Source organism: Duganella sp. GW821-FHT07G03 (assembly GCF_059418605.1).
Window position 1 is genome coordinate 76413 of sequence record NZ_JBWKQE010000028.1, and the last position, 16945, is coordinate 93357.

The following is a 16945-nucleotide window of genomic DNA, read 5'->3' on the forward strand; positions in this document are numbered from 1 at the left end:
TCACTTGCTCGGCCCGGACGGCGCTCGCCGGCGGGGTGTGACGACTACTTTCTATCAGGAGTAACACGATGATGAAGAGAAAATTCTCGCCTGGCCTGTCGGCTGCGGCGCTGGCCGTGATGGCCCTGCAGCAGCTGCCGGCCGCGGCCGGCGACATCCGCGCGCCGGTGTTCTGCGCGCCCAACACGCTGGCCGACTGGCCGGCGCTGACCCCGCTCAACCGCGCGCTGCAGCCGATGGACTGCGGCATCATCGACCACAATCCGCCGATCCTGGCCTGGCAAAACATCAGCGGCGCCGTCGGCTACGAGCTCAAGCTGGTGACCGCCACCGGCGTCATCACCAGCGCGAGCACCACCAGCCCGTGGTACCTGTGGCCGAGTTCGCTCCTGGCCGGCGACTACAGCTGGTACGTGCGCGCCAAGGGCGCCACCGCCTGGGGCCCGCAGCGCCGCTTCCGCATCGCCGCCAGCGCGCGCGATTTCAGCTTGCCGCCGGTCGAGACCGCGCTGGCGCGGGCCAAGGCCGCCGTCCGTCCGCGCGCCATGCCGCCGCTCGGCACCGAGCGCACCGCCTGGCTCAACGACCTGGCCGGCGCCCGCAAGACCGGCTGGGCCGGCATGAAGAAACGCGTGCTGAGCAAGACCGCCGAGGACTTGCCGATCGAGCCGGCGTCGACCTCGGCCGTGGCCGGCGCCGCCACGGCCGCCGCCGCCACCGCCAACCTGGCCTTCATGAACCAGATGAACAAGCTGACCGAGGCGGCGCGCGAATCGGCGGCGCTGGCCTGGGTGGAAAAAGACCCGGCCGTCATCATCGACGCCAAGCGCCGGCTGCTGCACCTGGCGCACCTGGACCCGAACGGCACCACCTCGTGGGCATCGGAGGGGCTGTCGGCGCACCGCACCGTCTGGACCATCACCAACGCCTACGACTGGCTGCTGCCCAACCTGTCGACGTCGGAGCAGGCCGATGTGGTCGCCTCGATCAAGGCGCGCGTGCCGCCGATGCTGGCCTCGCTGACCGACCTGAAGGAAGGGATCGTCGCCAAGCCGCTCGACTCGTGGGCGATCGACACCATGCAGGCCACGCTGGCGATCTCGGCCATCATGGCCGGCACCCCCACGCTGCCCGAGGCGGACGCCTGGTTCCGCGCGCTGTATCCGATCTTCCCGGCCTGGCTCAACCCCTGGGGCGGCGACGACGGCGGCTTCGCCAACGGCACCAACTACCTGATCTGGGCCCTGGAGTCGCAGGAAAACTGGGACATCCTCCGCTGGACCACCGGGGTCGACATCACCCGCAAGTCCTGGACCCACAACCTGGGCCGCAGCATGGTGTACTTCTACCCGCCGGGCAGCCCGTTCGGCATGTTCGGCGACGGCGCCGACAACGACAACACCGAGCCCAACGGCCGTCTGTTCCGGCCCTACGCGGCGCGCGTCAACGAGCCGCTCTACAACTGGTACGCGACCCAGTGGGTGGGCGGCGACACCAGCCGCCTGCAGGCGCTGCTGGCGCCGCCGTTCACGCCCCAGACCACGCTGCCGGCCAACACCCCGAACTCGATCTGGCTGCCGTCGGTCGGCTGGGTCGCCATGCACAGCAGCCTGGCCGACCGCAACCGCACCTCGGTCTACTTCAAGAGCAGCCAGTACGGCTCGTTCGGCCACAGCCACGCCGACCAGAACAGCTTCACCATCAACGCCAAGGGCCGGGCGCTGGCGATCGAGACCGGCCTGTACGACTACTACGGCTCGGCCATCTACATCGGCTGGTCCAAGACCACCGCCGCCCACAACGCCGTCACCTATGACGGCGGCAGGGGCCAGGGGCAGGGCAGCAACGGCAAGGGCGACGTGCTGGCGGCCGGCGCCGTCACCACCTTCAACAGCAGCGACGCCTACGACATCGTCACGGCCGATGCCGCCAGGGCCTACGGCGGCGACATCACCAAGGCCAGCCGCAGCGTGCTGTATATGCGCCCGGCCACCGGCGTGGACGGGTCGGCGGTGCCGGCCGTGGTGCTGGTGTTCGACGCGCTGGCGGCCAACACCGCCAAGAAGTGGGAGTGGAACTTGCACGGCATCAGCGCGCCGGCCAGCTTCGACGCCAGCAAGGTGGTGCTCAAGAACGTCGACACCACGCTGTGCGCGGTGGTCAAGAGCGACACCGCGCTGACCCCGAGCGCGGTGCAGGCGCCGCTCAACGCCACCGCCACGCCGCAATGGCATGGCCGCTACGCGCTGGGCACCGCGGCGGCCAAGGCCAGCTTCGCCGCGGTGCTGCAGGTCGACTGCGGCGCCGGCACGATGCCGGTGGCGGCGCGCCAGACCGACGGCAGCTGGAGCGTGCTGACCAAGGCCTGGAGCGTCAGCTACAAGGATGGCGTGGCCACCTACACCCCGGCCAAGAAGTAATTCCGGCCGCCGCCCACCCGCCCACCCCGCCCGCCGGCCCCGGCCGGCGGGGTGGCTCACATGGGCGGCGCGCAACGGTGCTGGCCGCGCCGGCGTTTTGTTTGTATAATTTGCAATCGATCAACGCACCGGGCTGTTTCGCCGCGGGCCACCGCCTTAGCTACTGAAGTAACAATGCAAAAAAATGCTCTTTACCGCGCCGACATCGACGGTCTGCGCGCTGTCGCCGTGCTGTCGGTGTTGTGCTTTCATGCGGTGCCGGCCTGGCTGACCGGCGGTTTCGTCGGCGTCGACGTGTTCTTCGTCATTTCCGGCTACCTGATCACCGGCATCCTGATGCGCGAACTGCAGGCCGGGCGCTTTTCCATCCTGAATTTCTACGTGCGCCGCGCGCGCCGCATCTTTCCGGCGCTGATACTGGTGCTGGCGGCGGTGCTGGCGCTGGGCTGGCTGCTGCTGCTGCCGACCGAGTTTACGCCGATGGGCAAGCACGTGCTGGCCGGCGCCGGTTTCCTGTCGAACGTGCTGCTGTGGCGCGAGGTCGGCTACTTCGACGTCAGCGCCGACCTCAAGCCGCTGCTGCACCTGTGGTCGTTGGGGGTGGAGGAGCAGTACTACCTGGCCTGGCCGCTGATGCTGGCGCTGGTGGCGCGCCGCGGCCGCAGCCTGTGGCTGCTGGTGGCGGCGCTGCTGCTGCTGTCGTTCGGCCTGAGCCTGTACTGGGTCGAGCGCCAGCCGTCGGCGGCGTTCTACCTGCCGCTGACGCGCTTCTGGGAACTGCTCGCCGGCAGCGCGCTGGCCATCGCCGAGGGCCGGCGCCAGCTGGCGCCGGCGCCGGCGCGCTGGCGCGACCTGCTGTCGCTGGCCGGGCTGGCGCTGATCGCCGTCGCCGCGCTGCTGTTTACCCGCCTCACCGTGTTCCCGGGCTGGCCGGCGCTGTTGCCGGTGGCCGGCGCCGTCGCGCTGCTGTGGGCCGGCGCCGACGCCTGGGTCAACCGGGTGCTGCTGGCGCATCCGGCCTGCGTGGCGGTCGGCGTCGTCAGCTATCCCTTGTATCTGTGGCACTGGCCGCTGCTGGCGTTCGCGCGCATGATCCACGGCCCCGAGTTGCCGGTGGCGCTGGCGCTGGGGCTGCTGGCGGCGGCGCTGGCGCTGGCCTGGCTCACCACCCATGTGGTCGAGGCCCGTATCCGGGCGCCGGCGCGCAACGGCCTGGCCCGCGCCGACGCCGCGCGCCTGTGGCTGGGGCTGCTGCTGGTGGGCGGCGCCGGCGGCGCGCTGTGGCACTGGCAGGCGGCGCCGCTGTCGGCCAGCGTGCCGGCGGTGCAGCGCTACAGCGCCGCCGCGCGCGACTGGGTGCAGCCGGTCGACCGCACCATCGCCGGCGACCGCGCCGAGCGCGTGCTGTTCATCGGCGACAGCCATATGCAGCAATACCTGCCGCGGGTGGAGGCGGTGATGGCGCGCCACGCCACCCCGCTCTATACCGCGCAATACACCACCATGGGCGGCTGCGTGCCGCTGACCGGCATCGACCGCCGCTCGGCGCCGTGCGCGCGCTTCACCGAACACGCGTTCGCGCTGGCGCAGGCGCCGCAGGTGCGCACCGTGGTGCTGTCGGCCTCGTGGTATGGCTGGTCGCTGCGCGACGACTACTTCGTCGCCGGCGATCCGCAGCGGCGCCCGATCGCGCCCTACGCGCCGGCGAGCGACTGGATCTTCGCGCGCTGGACCGCGCAGCTGCGGGCGCTGCGGGCGCAGGGCAAGCGGCTGGTGATCGTCCTGTCGAGCCCGCGCGGCGAGCTGGTCGATCCGCGCCGCCTGCTCGACCGCAGCGCCGGCTGGGTGCGCGAGCGGCCGCTGACGCCGGTGACGCGCGCCGAGCTGCAGGAGGCGCGCCGCTTCGACGCCCGCATCGCCGCCGTGGCGGCCGCCGTGGGCGCCGAGCTGGTCGATCCGTTCGCGCTGTTGTGCGACGGCCCGCGCTGCCAGCTGTTCGACGCCGCCGGCAACCCGTTCTACATGGACGATTCCCATCTGCGCGCCAGCTATGTGCGCAGCCGGGCGACGTTCATCGACCCCTTGCTGCGGGCGCCGGAGGGCGCCGCGCCGGCGCTTCAGTCAGCCTTAATTCGGAGGGAATATGGTGGAGGCAGCTAAACGTTACGGCGCCAATTACAAGTGGAAGCGGCGCCTGTACCTGTACCTGCGCGAGCAGTTGTTGCAGCTTATTAATGCCTACTACAACCGGGTGTACGGCATGCACCTGCACCCGAGCGCGCGCTTCTCGCTCAAGGCCAACCTGGACAAGACCAACCCCAAGGGGGTGCACATCGGTCCGTACTCGTATGTGGCGTTCGGCGCGGTGGTGCTGGCGCACGATATGTGCCGCAAGTTCCACGCCGACACCTATATCGGCGAGAACTGCTTCATCGGCGCGCATGCGCTGATCATGCCCGGCGTGCGCATCGGCGACCAGTGCATCGTCGGCGCCGGCGCGGTGGTGGTGCACGACGTGCCGTCCCATTGCATCGTGGCCGGCAACCCGGCGCGCATCGTCCGGCGCGACATCGCGACCAAGCGCTACGGCATGCTGGTCGACTGAGGCGGCGCGCCGCCGGCGGCGCCAATTAATTTGGCGGGCGCGGCGCGAATTGCCTTTATAATTAACTGAAGTGAAAGACAATGGTTGTCCTGATAACTTGCGCGCTCCGCGCACCGTCCCCCCTAGCGGCAGAGGAAACATGAGTACAGAACCATCCCGCGCGGTCCATCCGCGCAGCCCCTGGCGCTCGCCGCAACTGCTGCAGCTGCTGCCGGTGGTCGCCGGCCTGGCGCTGCTGTACCTGCCCAGCCTGTACACCCTGCTGACCGGCATCTGGAGCAGCGACGAGCAGGCCCACGGCCCGATCGTGCTGGCCATCGCCTGCTGGCTGATGTACCGCAAGTGGGGCGAGATGCTGGCCGCCACCGTCGGCGACGCCGGCAGCGCCTGGGGCTGGGCGCCGCTGGCCGTGGCGCTGCTGCTGTACACGCTGGGCCGCTCGCAGGACATCCTGCTGTTCGAGGTCGGCTCGGTGATCTGGCTGCTGGCCGGCCTGCTGCTGCTGCTGCGCGGGCGCCGCGCGCTGCTGCTGATGTGGTTTCCGCTGTTCTTCATGCTGTTCATGATCCCGCTGCCGGGCCCGGTCGTCGACGCGCTGACGCTGCCGATGAAGACCGCCGTCTCCTATGTGGCCGAGCACGTGCTGTTCTGGCTCGGCTACCCGATCGCCCGCACCGGCGTGATGCTGCAGATCGGCCAGTACAGCCTGCTGGTGGCCGACGCCTGCGCCGGCCTGCACACCCTGTTCACGCTCGAGGCGCTGGGCCTGCTGTACCTGAACGTGGTGCGCCACGACTCGGCCTTCCGCAACATCACGCTGGCGATCCTGATCGTGCCGATCTCCTTCACCGCCAACGTGATCCGGGTGATGGTGCTGACCCTGATCACCTACCATCTGGGCGACGCCGCCGGCCAGGGCTTCCTGCACGGCTTCGCCGGCATGGTGCTGTTCGCCAGCGCGCTGCTGCTCATCATCGGGGTCGATTCGCTGCTGCGTTTCGGCAATGACGGCCGCCTCGCGCTGGCCACCGGGAGCCAACCATGAATACCTTGCTGCGCAAATCCGCGGCGGCCGGCGCGCTGATGCTGCTGACCGCCTGCGCCACCGTCTACCTGACCCCCACCCAGCGCCTGACCGCGCAGGTCGACGCGCTCAACCTGGAGCGCTCGGTGCCGCTCAAGTTCGGCGACTGGCAGGTCGACGCCGACGCCGTGGCCGTGGTGCCGTCCGAGGACACGCGCGCGCTGGTGGCCAAGATCTACGACCAGACCCTCAACCGCACCTATGTCAATTCGCGCGGCGCGCGCATGATGCTGTCGATCGCCTACGGCGGCAGCCAGACCCGGCAGCTGCGCGCGCACCGCCAGGAAGTGTGCTACACGGCGCAGGGCTTCCAGATCTCGCAACTGCAGCAGAGCACGTTCGACATCAACCACGCCACCATCCGCGGCACCCGCATGGTGGCCAGCCAGGGCAGCGAGCGGGTCGAGCCGGTCACCTACTGGTTCACCATGGGCGACACGGTGGTGCAGAACTATGTCGACCGCCAGCTCGCGCAGCTCAAGTACGCCCTGTCGGGCGTGATCCCGGACGGCTACCTGTACCGCGTGTCGTCGCTGTCGAGCGACCCGGCGCAGGCGTTCAGCCAGCAGGCCGCGTTTTCCTCCGAGCTGCTGGCCCAGGTCGACCCGCGGCTGGCCAAGCGCCTGCTGGGCGACGCCAGCAAGCGCTGAGGCTGCGGTCCGGCTCCCCTTACTCTTACTCGATATTGGTTCTACATGACAGGTTACAAGCGCATCGTTTTCTGGTTCGGCTCTTTGATGCTGGCGCTGTTGTTCGGCATGCTGACCGGCATAGGCGGCGGCGTGCCGGCGCTGGCCATGGTGGTGGCGGCGATCGGCCTGGTGGTGATCCTGGTCGATTTCCGCGTCGGCGTGCTGGCGATGATGCTGATGATGCCGCTGGCGGCGACGGTGCTGATGCCGCGCCAGATGCTCGGCGTGACCGGCTTCACCCCGCTCAACGGCGTGCTGGCGCTGACCTTCGGCTCGCTGCTGCTGTCGGCCATGTTCGGCCGCCGCACGCTGGTGGCCTTCCCGTGGCGGCTGTACGCGCCCATCCTGTTCCTGCTGGCGCTGGGCACCTACCTGGGCTCGAGCAAGATCCGGCTGATCGCGCCGCACTTCTTCCTGGAAAACCCCTTCCTCTACCGCACCGCGTTCAGCTACGGCATCGAGGAATTCGTCAAGCCCTGCATCACGCTGGTGGCGGTGTGGATGGTGGCGGTGGCGGTGGCCGACAGCGCCGAGCCGGACCGCTGGCTGCGCATGGTCAACGTCAGCGTGGTGGCGCTGCCGCTGCTGGTGATCGCCGCCGTGCTGCTGTCGGGCTACAGCCTGCGCGAGCTGGCGACGCCGGCCGCGCGCACCTTCCTCAGCTCGACCGGCCTGCACGCCAACGCGCTGTCGGTGGTGCTGCTGCCGGCCTTCTCGGCGGCGCTGTTCATGCTGCCGGCCTACGCCACCGCGCGCGGCCGGCTGGCCGGGCTGGTGGTGGTGGGCGCCACCGTGATGGCGCTGCTGCTGACGTTCTCGCGCGCCGCCTTCCTCGGCGTGCTGCTGGTGACCTGCGTGTTCTTCTTCCTGCGCGGCAGCTTCCGCTACATCATCATCGGCGTGATGGTGTGCGTGGCGGTGGCGCTGGTGCTGCCCAACTCCTTCGTCGAGCGCGCCACCACCGGCATCGGTCAGGGCGGCGTCGGCACCCACCACGACACCCTCACCGCCGGCCGGGTGGGCGGCATCTGGCTGCCGCTGCTGCCCGAGATCGCCCGCCACCCCATCCTCGGCGACGGCGTCAACGCCACCCCGTGGTCGCTGCCGGCGCGCGAGGGCGTGATCGTCGAGGGCCACCCGCACAACGCCTACCTGCGCCTGCTGATGGACCACGGCGTGGTCGGCGTGCTGGCGATCGGCTATTTCCTGCTGATGGTGTGGCGCCTGTACCGCCGCCGCAGCCGCGACGCCAGCGCCTCGCCGCTGATGCGTGCCTACTTCAACGGCATGTCGGTGGCGCTGCCGGTGTTCCTGATCCAGTGCGTGTCGGGCTCGCGCCTGGTGTTCGACTACATCCAGGTGTTCTACTGGTTCGCCATCGCCATCGGCCTGGGCCTGGAGCACCGGCAGCGCCAGCGGCTCGCCGCCGCGCCCGCCGCCGCGGCAGCCGTCCTGCCCTTCGCCGCGGCGCCGCTGCGGCGTTCTTGAGAAAGCCCGTCCGATGCCGATGGAAGACCTGATACACCCGTTCTTGAAGCACTACACCGCCGCGCCGCAGTGGATCAAGAGTTCGATCGGCGGCCTGTACGCGCGCGTGCCGACCCGGCTGCGCTACGGCGTGCGCTACGACGCCTTCATGGCCGACATCGCCGGCTGCGGCGCCGACCCGGCGTGGATGCTGCGCCGCGCCGACGCCAAGCTGCTCGAGACGCTGCGCTGGGCCGCCGAGACGGTGCCGGCCTACGCCCACCTGCGCGCGCTGGCGCGGCGCGAGGTCGCGCCGGCCGAGCTGCTGGCGGCCTTTCCACTGCTCGACAAGGCCAGCCTCAAGGCCAGCCCCGAGCGCTACCTGTCGGCCGCCATGCCGGCCCGCAGCCGCTTGGTGGCCCACACCGGCGGCTCGACCTCGATCCCGATGAAGCTGTACCTGGAAAAATACGTGTCGCGCTCCAAGGACTTCGCCTACAACGGCACCTTCGACGCGCTGGCCGGCATCGGCCCGGACGACCGCATCCTGGCGCTGCGCGGGCGCACCGTGCCGGGCGCCGACCAGCCCGACGGGCCGATCTGGATGTTCGACCCGATCAAGCGCTACCTGCACCTGAGCTCGGACCACCTGGAGCCGCCGCACATGGCGCGCTACCTGGCCGCCGCGCGCCAGTGGCGGCCGACCTTCATCCACGCCTTCCCGTCGGCGCTGGTGCCGCTGGCCAAGTGGCTGGAGGCGCACCCGGCGCCCGACGTGACCGGCCGCATCCGCTGCGTCCAGCTGTTCTCGGAAAACGTCTACGACTACCAGATCGCCCTGATCCGCCGCGTGTTCCAGTGCCCGGTGCTGCTCGACTACGGCCACACCGAGCGCGCGGTCAAGGCGATCTCGCTGCCGGACGACCCGCGCTACTTCTTCTGGCCGCTGTACGGCAAGCTCGAGCTGATCGACTTCCAGGGCCGGCCGGTGACCCGGCCGGGCGAGCTCGGCGAGATCGTCGGCACCGGCTTCGACAACCGCGTCATGCCGCTGATCCGCTACCGCACCGGCGACCTGGCGATGTGGAGCGCGGCCCCCAACAGCGTGCGCCCGGGCTTCCCGGCGGTCGACCGCATCGAGGGCCGGCTGCAGGAATTCCTGGTGTGCCGCGACCAGCGGCTGGTGTCGATCTGCACCATCGGCGCGGCCCACTTCGAGCAGCTGGCCGACGCCGACCGCATGCAGTTCGAGCAGCGCGAGCCGGGACGGGCGCTGCTCAAGGTGCTGTCGGCCAGCGAGCTGTCGGCCGCCGCCAAGGAACAGCTGGCCGCCGGCATCCGCGCCAAGACCCAGGGCGGGCTGGAGGTCGAGATCGTGCGCGTCGACCAGATCGAGCGCACCGCGCTGGGCAAGCACAAGCTGCTGGTGCAAAAGCTCGACATCACCCATTACCTGGGCGCCTCGCACGTGATGGAGGAACCATGAAGCGGGTGCTCATGATCGGGCCCTCGCCCAGCGCCAAGGGCGGCATGGCGACCGTGATCGGCATCCTGCTGCGCAACGGCTACGCCGCGCCCGGCGACTGCGAGTTCATCGCCACCCACGTCAGCGCCGGCCTGCCGCGCAAGGCCTGGGTGGCGGCGTGCGCGCTGCTGCGCGTGACGCTGCTGCTGCTGGCCGGCCGGGTCGCGCTGCTGCACGCCCACGTGGCGTCGGACGCCAGCTTCTGGCGCAAGGCGCTGTTCATCGGCCTGGCGCGCCTGTTCGGCTGCCCGGTGATCTTCCACCTGCACAGCGGCGAGTTCGCGCTGTTCCTGGCGCAGCGGCTGCGCCCGTGGCAGCGCCGGCTGGCGTACTGGCTGATGCGCGGCAGCGCCTGCGCCTTCGTGCTGTGCGACAGCGCCGGCGAGCTGCTGCGGCGCGAGGTCGGCGTGGGCCGGGTCGAGCTGCTGCCCAACCCGATCGAGATCGCGGCCGCGGTGGCGCCGCGCCGGCCCACCCAGGACATCCTGTTCCTGGGCCGGCTGGACGACAAGAAGGGCGTGTACGACCTGCTGCGGGCGTTCCCGGCGGTGCGCGCGCGCGCGCCGCAGGCGCGCCTGGTGCTGGCCGGCGAGGGCCAGCTGGCCCAGGTGCGGGCGCTGGCGGCCGAGCTGGGCGTGCTCGACGCGCTGGTGCTGCCGGGCTGGGTCGACGCCGAGCAGCGCAGCGCGCTGCTGGCCACGGCCGGGGTGTTCGTGCTGCCGTCCCATTTCGAACAAATGCCGATGGTGGTGCTCGAGGCGATGGTGGCCGGCACGCCGGTGGTGGCGACCCGGGTCGGGGCGGTGGCCGAGATGCTCGAGCACGGCGCCTGCGGCGCGCTGGTCGAGGTCGGCGACGGCGCGGCGCTGGCCGCCGCCCTGGTCGCGGCCCTGGCCGGCGGCGCCGCGGTGCAGGCCGGCGCCGCGCTGGCGCAGCGCCGGGTCGCCGCGGTGTACGCGGTGGAGGTGGTGCTGGCGCGCCTGCGGGCGCGCTACGCCGAATTCCGGCGCTGAGCGCCGCGGAGGGGGCGAGCACGATAGAAGTTGCATAGATTGCCATCCGCTACCGACATAGTGTACAGTTTGCCCCGACTTCGCTGCGGCCGCCCCGGAAGGGGCTTGCCGGCCGCTGCTGTTGTTTTTTTTGCATAGTATTCTTAACTGGCGGAAACCCTCGCATATGACCAAGCCTCTGCTCTACCTCGTGGCCGGCGCCCGGCCCAATTTCATGAAGATCGCCCCGATCGTGCGGGCGCTGCGCGCGCATGGCGGATTGGACTATCAAATCATCCACACCGGCCAGCATTACGACCACGACATGAACGAGGTGTTCTTCCAGGAGCTCGGCATCCCGGCGCCGGACCTGTTCATGGCGGCCGGCGGCGGCAGCCACGCCCAGCAGACCGGTAAGATCATGCTGGCGTTCGAGGAGCTGTGCCTGGCGCGGCGCCCGGCCGCGGTGCTGGTGGTGGGCGACGTCAACTCGACGCTGGCCTGCTCGATCGTGGCCAAGAAGCTGACGATCCCGGTCGCCCACGTCGAGGCCGGCCTGCGCAGCGGCGACCTCAGCATGCCCGAGGAAATCAACCGCCTGGTCACCGACAGCATCGCCGACTGGTTCTTCGTCACCGAGCCGAGCGGCGTGGCCCACCTGCAGCGCGAGGGCAAGCCGGCCGCCGCCATCCACTATGTCGGCCACGTGATGGTCGACAATGTGTTGTACCAGGCCGAGCAGCTGGCGCGCCAGGACGGCGCCGCGCTCGACCCGGCCGGCTTCAAGGCCGCGCGCGGCGGCCGCCCGTACGGCGTGCTGACCCTGCACCGCCCCAGCAACGTCGACGACGCCGCCACCATGGCGCGCATCGCCGGCGGCCTGGTCGAGATCGCCGCCGGGCTGCCGCTGATCTTCCCGGTCCACCCGCGCACCCGCGCCAACCTGGAGCGCTTCGGCATCGACCTCGGCCCGCACGTGACCCTGGTCGGGCCGCAGGGCTATATGGCCTTCCTCAACCTGTGGAAGGACGCCGCCGTGGTGCTCACCGACAGCGGCGGCCTGCAGGAGGAGACCACCGCGCTGGGCGTGCCGTGCGTGACCATCCGCGACAACACCGAGCGGCCGGTGACGGTGGACGAGGGCTCGAACGTGCTGGTCGGCACCGATCCGCGCCGCCTGGTCGAGCAGGTCGCCCTGGTGCTGCGCGGCCAGGGCAAGCAGGGCCGGCGCCCGGCGCTGTGGGACGGCAAGGCGGCCGAGCGCATCGTCGCGGTGCTGGCGGAGCAGCTGGCATGACGCAACGGGTGACGATGATGGGTTGTACCATGGACAACCTGACCATGGAGGAAACGCTGCAGACGGTCGAGGGCTTCATCGCCAGCGGCCGCCCGCACCAGCACGTGGTGGTCAATGTCGACAAGCTGGTCAAGGCCAGCCGCGACGAGGAATTGCGCCGCATCATCAACGACTGCGCGCTGATCAACATCGACGGCATGCCGGTGGTGTGGGCGGCGCGCGCGCTGGGCAAGCCGATCAAGGAACGCGTGGCCGGGGTCGACCTGTTCGAGGCGCTGATGGGGCGTTCGGCCCAGCGCCAGTGGCGGGTCTACCTGCTGGGCGCGCGCGAGGAGGTGGTGGCGGCGGTCAAGCAGGTCTACGAGCGCAAATACCCGGGCCTGATCATCGCCGGCTACCGCAACGGCTACTGGAGCGCCGACGAGGAGGCCGGGGTGGTCGAGGCGATCACCGCGGCGCGCGCCGACCTGCTGTTCGTGGCGATCAGCTCGCCCAAGAAAGAGCATTTCCTGGGCCGCTACCAGGCCCAGATGCGCATCCCGTTCGCGATGGGCGTGGGCGGCACCTTCGACGTCGCGGTCGGCCGCGTGAAGCGGGCGCCGCTGTGGATGCAGCAGGCCGGGCTGGAGTGGTTCTACCGCTTCCTGCAGGAACCGCGGCGCATGTTCCGCCGCTATTTTATCGACGACATGGCCTTCATCGGGCTGTTCCTCAAAGAGTGGAAACGCCGTTGAGCCGTGTCGCCGCTGTCCGTCAATCATTTTAATTTTTCTCGTGAAGGAAACCGTTTCATGAACACTATCGCTGTCATCGGCCTCGGCTACGTGGGCTTGCCCCTGGTGGTGGAATTCGCCAAGCAGGGCCGCACCATCGGCTTCGACATCGCCCAGTCCAAGGTCGAGTCCTGCCTGCGCGGGGTCGACCCGTCGCGCGAGCTGAGCGACGAGGAGATGGCGCTGGCCCGGTTTGCCGAGTACACCGCCGATCCGAGCAAGCTGAGCGAGGCCGACATCATCATCGTCGCCGTGCCGACCCCGGTCGACGACGCCCACCAGCCGGACTTCACGCCGCTGATCGGCGCCAGCCGCAGCGCCGGCCAGCACCTGAAGAAGGGCGCCATCGTGGTCTACGAGTCGACCGTCTACCCGGGCGCGACCGAAGAGATCTGCATCCCGGTGCTCGAGCGCGAGTCGGGCCTGAAGTGGAAGCAGGACTTCTTCGTCGGCTATTCGCCCGAGCGCATCAACCCGGGCGACCGCGAGCACACGCTCACCAAGATCCTCAAGATCGTCTCGGGCGACACCCCGGAGACGCTGGAGGCGGTGGCCCAGCTGTACGAGCGCATCGTGCTGCCGGGCGTGCACCGGGCCTCGTCGATCAAGGCGGCCGAGGCGGCCAAGGTGATCGAAAACACCCAGCGCGACCTGAACATCGCGCTGATGAACGAGCTGGCCATCATCTTCGACAAGCTCGACATCGACACCAGCGAGGTGCTCAAGGCGGCCGGCACCAAATGGAACTTCCTCAAGTTCAGCCCGGGCCTGGTGGGCGGCCACTGCATCGGCGTCGACCCCTACTACCTGACCCACAAGGCCGAGAAGGTCGGCTACAACCCGCAGGTGATCCTGGCCGGGCGCCGCATCAACGACGGCATGGCCAAGTACATCGCCGAGCAGACCATCAAGAACATGATCGCCGGCGGCAGCTACATCAAGGGCGCGCGCGTGAACGTGCTGGGCCTGACGTTCAAGGAAAACTGCGGCGACCTGCGCAACTCCAAGGTGGCCGACGTCATCGCCGAGCTCAAGTCCTACGGGGTCGAGGTGTTCGTGCACGACCCGTACGCCGAGGCCGACGGCGCGATGCACGAGTACGGCGTGCGCCTGTTTGCCTGGGACGAGCTGCCGCGCGCCGACGCCATCGTGGCGGCCGTCTCGCACCGCGAATTCACCGCGCTGCCGGCGGAGGACTTCGCCTCCAAGCTGATCAAGGGCGGCTGCTTCATCGACGTCAAGGCCTGCTTCGACCGCGCCGCGCTGGAGCAGGCCGGCCTGCGCGTGTGGCGCCTGTGAACGGGGAGTTGCGATGAGTGCGTACCAAGAATTGAGCGAGCGCCTGGCCGCGGCGCCGCGCCGCTGGCTGGTCACCGGCGCGGCCGGCTTCATCGGCTCCAACCTGGTCGAGGCGCTGCTGCGGCTGGACCAGCAGGTGGTCGGCCTGGACAGCTTCGCCACCGGCCACCAGCACAACCTCGACCAGGTGCAGGCGGCGGTCGGCGCGGCGCGCTGGCAGCGCTTTAGCCTGATCCGCGGCGACATCCGCGACGCCGCCGCCTGCGCCCAGGCCTGCGCCGGCGCCGACTATGTGCTGCACCAGGCGGCGCTGGGCAGCGTGCCGCGCTCGATCGAGGACCCGGTCGCCACCAACGCCAGCAATATCGACGGCTTCCTCAACATGCTGGTGGCCGCGCGCGACGCCGGCGTGCGCCGCTTCGTCTATGCCGCGTCGAGCTCGACCTATGGCGACCACCCGGGCTTGCCCAAGCTGGAGGACACCATCGGCAAGCCGCTGTCGCCCTACGCCGTGACCAAGCTGGTCAACGAACTGTACGCCGACGTGTTCGCCCGCACCTACGGCATGCAGAGCGTCGGCCTGCGCTACTTCAACATCTTCGGCCCGCGCCAGGACCCGCAGGGCGCCTACGCGGCCGTGATCCCGAAGTGGATCGCCGCCATGATCGCCGGCGAGCCGGTGTACATCAACGGCGACGGCGAGACCAGCCGCGACTTCTGCTACGTGGCCAACGCGGTGCAGGCCAACCTGCTGGCGGCCACGGTCGAGGACGCGGCCGCCGTCAACCAGGTGTACAACGTCGCGGTCGGCGACCGCACCACGCTCAACAGCGTGTGCGAGACGGTGCGCGCGGCGCTGGTCGGCCAGTTCCCGCACCTGGCCGGCTTCGCGCCGACCTACCGCGAGTTCCGCGCCGGCGACGTGCGCCATTCGCAGGCCGACATCGGCAAGGCGGCCCGGCTGCTGGGCTACGCGCCCAGCCACCGGATCGGCCAGGGCCTGGACGAATCGCTGTCCTGGTACGTGCGCCAGCCGCGCTGACGCCCCCGGCGGCCGCCCGCGGCCGCCGGCATTGCTGCGCCGGCGCTGCAGCCGGTACAATGCAGACTTCTTACATTTTTGCGGCGCCGGCCGGTAGCCGGCCGCGCCGCTCCCCCGGATCCCCCTATGGCTGTCATCTCTCTTTCTTCGGCGCAACTCGCGTTCGGACACGTCGCGCTGCTCGATCACGCGGAATTTTCACTGGAGCTGGGCGAACGCGTCGGCCTGATCGGGCGCAACGGCACCGGCAAGTCCTCGCTGCTGAAAGTCATCTCCGGCCGCTTCAAGCTCGACGACGGCCTGCTGGTGATGCAGCAAAACCTCAACATCGCCTATGTCGAGCAGGAACCCAGCTTCGACCCGGCGCAGTCGGTGTTTGACGCGGTGGCGTCGGGCATGGGCGCGCAGCAGGGCCTGCTGCGCGAATACGAAACCCTGACCGGCCAGTTCGGCCAGGGCGACGACGAGGCCCTGATGGAGCGCATGCACGAGCTGCAGGTGCAGCTCGACGCGGCCGACGGCTGGGGGCTGGCCAACAAGGTGGAGACCACGCTCAACAAGCTGAACCTGACCGGCGACGCCCTGATGGGCACGCTGTCGGGCGGCATGCAGAAGCGCGTCGCGCTGGCCGTGGCGCTGGTGTCGGCGCCGGACGTGCTGCTGCTCGACGAGCCCACCAACCACCTCGACTTCAGCTCCATCCTGTGGCTGGAGGGCCTGCTGCGCGACTTCAAGGGCTCGGTGCTGTTCATCACCCACGACCGCAGCTTCCTCGACAACGTCGCCACCCGCATCATCGAGCTCGACCGTGGCGGCCTGCTGTCCTATCCGGGCAACTTCAGCGCCTACCAGACCCGCAAGAGCGAGCAGCTGGAGGTCGAGGAGGTCGAGGCCGCCAAGTTCGACAAGTTCCTGGCGCAGGAGGAGGTGTGGATACGCAAGGGCGTCAAGGCGCGCCGGGTGCGCGACGAGGGGCGGGTGCGCCGGCTCGAGGCGCTGCGCGTGCAGCGCGCCGCGCGCCGCGACCAGCAGGGCCAGGTGCGGCTGGAGGTGACCGCCGGCGAACGCTCGGGCAAGATCGTGGCCGAGCTGGAACGGGTCGGCAAGCGTTTCGGCGAGCGCGCCATCGTCAGCGACTTCAGCGCCACCATCCTGCGCGGCGACAAGGTCGGCCTGATCGGCGCCAACGGCGCCGGCAAGACCACCCTGCTCAAGATGATCCTGGGCGAGCTGGCGCCCGACGAGGGCACGGCGCGCCTGGGCACCAAGCTGCAGGTGGCGTATTTCGACCAGATGCGGGCCCAGCTCAACGAGGAGGCCAACCTGATGGAGACCATCGCCCCCGGCAGCGACTGGGTCGAGATCAACGGCGCCCGCAAGCACGTGATGAGCTACCTGAACGACTTCCTGTTCGCGCCGGAACGGGCCCGCTCGCCGGTCAAGTCGCTGTCCGGCGGCGAACGCAACCGCCTGCTGCTGGCGCGCCTGTTCGCCAAGCCGGCCAACTGCCTGGTGCTGGACGAGCCGACCAACGACCTCGACATCGATACCCTGGAACTGCTGGAGGAGTTGTTGGAAGACTACACCGGCACCGTGTTCCTGGTCAGCCACGACCGCACCTTCCTCGACAACGTGGTCACCCAGGTGGTGGTGGCCGAAGGCGAGGGCGTATGGCGCGAATACGTCGGCGGCTATAGCGACTGGGAGCGGGTGCGGGCGGCCGCGCCGGCCGCCCGCGCGGCCGCGCGC

The 16945-nt window shown here is 69.9% G+C and carries 13 protein-coding genes; all 13 read left to right on the top strand.

The window, feature by feature from the left end; translation table 11 throughout:
* The first annotated feature begins 68 nt into the window (after positions 1-68).
* On the top strand, positions 69-2420 hold the full coding sequence (locus AC07OK_RS26900) for a DUF4962 domain-containing protein (protein ID WP_494693136.1): 2352 nt from the start codon (positions 69-71) through the stop codon (positions 2418-2420).
* A gap of 174 nt (positions 2421-2594) precedes the next feature.
* The gene (locus tag AC07OK_RS26905; protein WP_494693137.1) at positions 2595-4580 is read left to right on the top strand and encodes an acyltransferase family protein; all 1986 of its coding nucleotides are present in this window, start codon (positions 2595-2597) and stop codon (positions 4578-4580) included.
* Positions 4564-5025, top strand: coding sequence for an acyltransferase (locus AC07OK_RS26910; protein WP_494693138.1), 462 nt, complete (start codon positions 4564-4566; stop codon positions 5023-5025). Before AC07OK_RS26905 ends, AC07OK_RS26910 begins: the two co-directional genes overlap by 17 nt.
* A 139-nt stretch (positions 5026-5164) precedes the next feature.
* A complete protein-coding gene (gene xrtB, locus AC07OK_RS26915; protein ID WP_494693139.1) occupies positions 5165-6070 on the top strand; it encodes an exosortase B in 906 nt (301 codons plus the stop codon).
* A complete protein-coding gene (epsI, locus tag AC07OK_RS26920) occupies positions 6067-6759 on the top strand; it encodes an exosortase-associated protein EpsI, B-type (protein ID WP_494693140.1) in 693 nt (230 codons plus the stop codon). The genes xrtB and epsI overlap by 4 nt, the downstream gene beginning before the upstream one ends.
* Positions 6760-6804: 45 nt before the next feature.
* Complete coding sequence (locus AC07OK_RS26925) at positions 6805-8289, top strand: O-antigen ligase family protein (RefSeq protein ID WP_494693141.1); 1485 nt, start codon at positions 6805-6807, stop codon at positions 8287-8289.
* Positions 8290-8302: 13 nt separating this feature from the next.
* Positions 8303-9754, top strand: coding sequence for a phenylacetate--CoA ligase family protein (locus tag AC07OK_RS26930; RefSeq protein ID WP_494693142.1), 1452 nt, complete (start codon positions 8303-8305; stop codon positions 9752-9754).
* Positions 9751-10806, top strand: coding sequence for a glycosyltransferase (locus AC07OK_RS26935; RefSeq protein WP_494693143.1), 1056 nt, complete (start codon positions 9751-9753; stop codon positions 10804-10806). The genes AC07OK_RS26930 and AC07OK_RS26935 overlap by 4 nt, the downstream gene beginning before the upstream one ends.
* Before the next feature lie 166 nt (positions 10807-10972).
* Entirely contained in the window at positions 10973-12082 is a 1110-nt protein-coding gene (gene wecB, locus AC07OK_RS26940) for a non-hydrolyzing UDP-N-acetylglucosamine 2-epimerase (RefSeq protein WP_494693144.1), read from the top strand.
* Entirely contained in the window at positions 12079-12816 is a 738-nt protein-coding gene (locus AC07OK_RS26945; protein ID WP_494693145.1) for a WecB/TagA/CpsF family glycosyltransferase, read from the top strand. The genes wecB and AC07OK_RS26945 overlap by 4 nt, the downstream gene beginning before the upstream one ends.
* A gap of 57 nt (positions 12817-12873) precedes the next feature.
* Positions 12874-14154, top strand: a complete 1281-nt coding sequence (locus tag AC07OK_RS26950) for a nucleotide sugar dehydrogenase (RefSeq protein ID WP_494693146.1) — start codon at positions 12874-12876, stop codon at positions 14152-14154.
* 13 nt (positions 14155-14167) lie between these two features.
* A complete protein-coding gene (locus AC07OK_RS26955; protein WP_494693147.1) occupies positions 14168-15196 on the top strand; it encodes an NAD-dependent epimerase/dehydratase family protein in 1029 nt (342 codons plus the stop codon).
* A 126-nt stretch (positions 15197-15322) separates the two neighbouring features.
* A partial coding sequence (locus tag AC07OK_RS26960; protein ID WP_494693148.1) for an ATP-binding cassette domain-containing protein occupies positions 15323-16945 on the top strand: 1623 nt, incomplete at its 3' end.

Bases quoted from the DNA above. Each gene is read 5' to 3' on its own strand.
- AC07OK_RS26905 (WP_494693137.1), top strand. From the start codon at position 2,595: ATGCAAAAAAATGCTCTTTACCGCGCCGACATCGACGGTCTGCGCGCT.
- epsI (WP_494693140.1), top strand. From the start codon at position 6,067: ATGAATACCTTGCTGCGCAAATCCGCGGCGGCCGGCGCGCTGATGCTG.
- AC07OK_RS26930 (WP_494693142.1), top strand. From the start codon at position 8,303: ATGCCGATGGAAGACCTGATACACCCGTTCTTGAAGCACTACACCGCC.
- AC07OK_RS26955 (WP_494693147.1), top strand. From the start codon at position 14,168: ATGAGTGCGTACCAAGAATTGAGCGAGCGCCTGGCCGCGGCGCCGCGC.
- AC07OK_RS26945 (WP_494693145.1), top strand. From the start codon at position 12,079: ATGACGCAACGGGTGACGATGATGGGTTGTACCATGGACAACCTGACC.
- AC07OK_RS26950 (WP_494693146.1), top strand. From the start codon at position 12,874: ATGAACACTATCGCTGTCATCGGCCTCGGCTACGTGGGCTTGCCCCTG.
- AC07OK_RS26900 (WP_494693136.1), top strand. From the start codon at position 69: ATGATGAAGAGAAAATTCTCGCCTGGCCTGTCGGCTGCGGCGCTGGCC.
- wecB (WP_494693144.1), top strand. From the start codon at position 10,973: ATGACCAAGCCTCTGCTCTACCTCGTGGCCGGCGCCCGGCCCAATTTC.
- AC07OK_RS26925 (WP_494693141.1), top strand. From the start codon at position 6,805: ATGACAGGTTACAAGCGCATCGTTTTCTGGTTCGGCTCTTTGATGCTG.
- xrtB (WP_494693139.1), top strand. From the start codon at position 5,165: ATGAGTACAGAACCATCCCGCGCGGTCCATCCGCGCAGCCCCTGGCGC.
- AC07OK_RS26935 (WP_494693143.1), top strand. From the start codon at position 9,751: ATGAAGCGGGTGCTCATGATCGGGCCCTCGCCCAGCGCCAAGGGCGGC.
- AC07OK_RS26910 (WP_494693138.1), top strand. From the start codon at position 4,564: ATGGTGGAGGCAGCTAAACGTTACGGCGCCAATTACAAGTGGAAGCGG.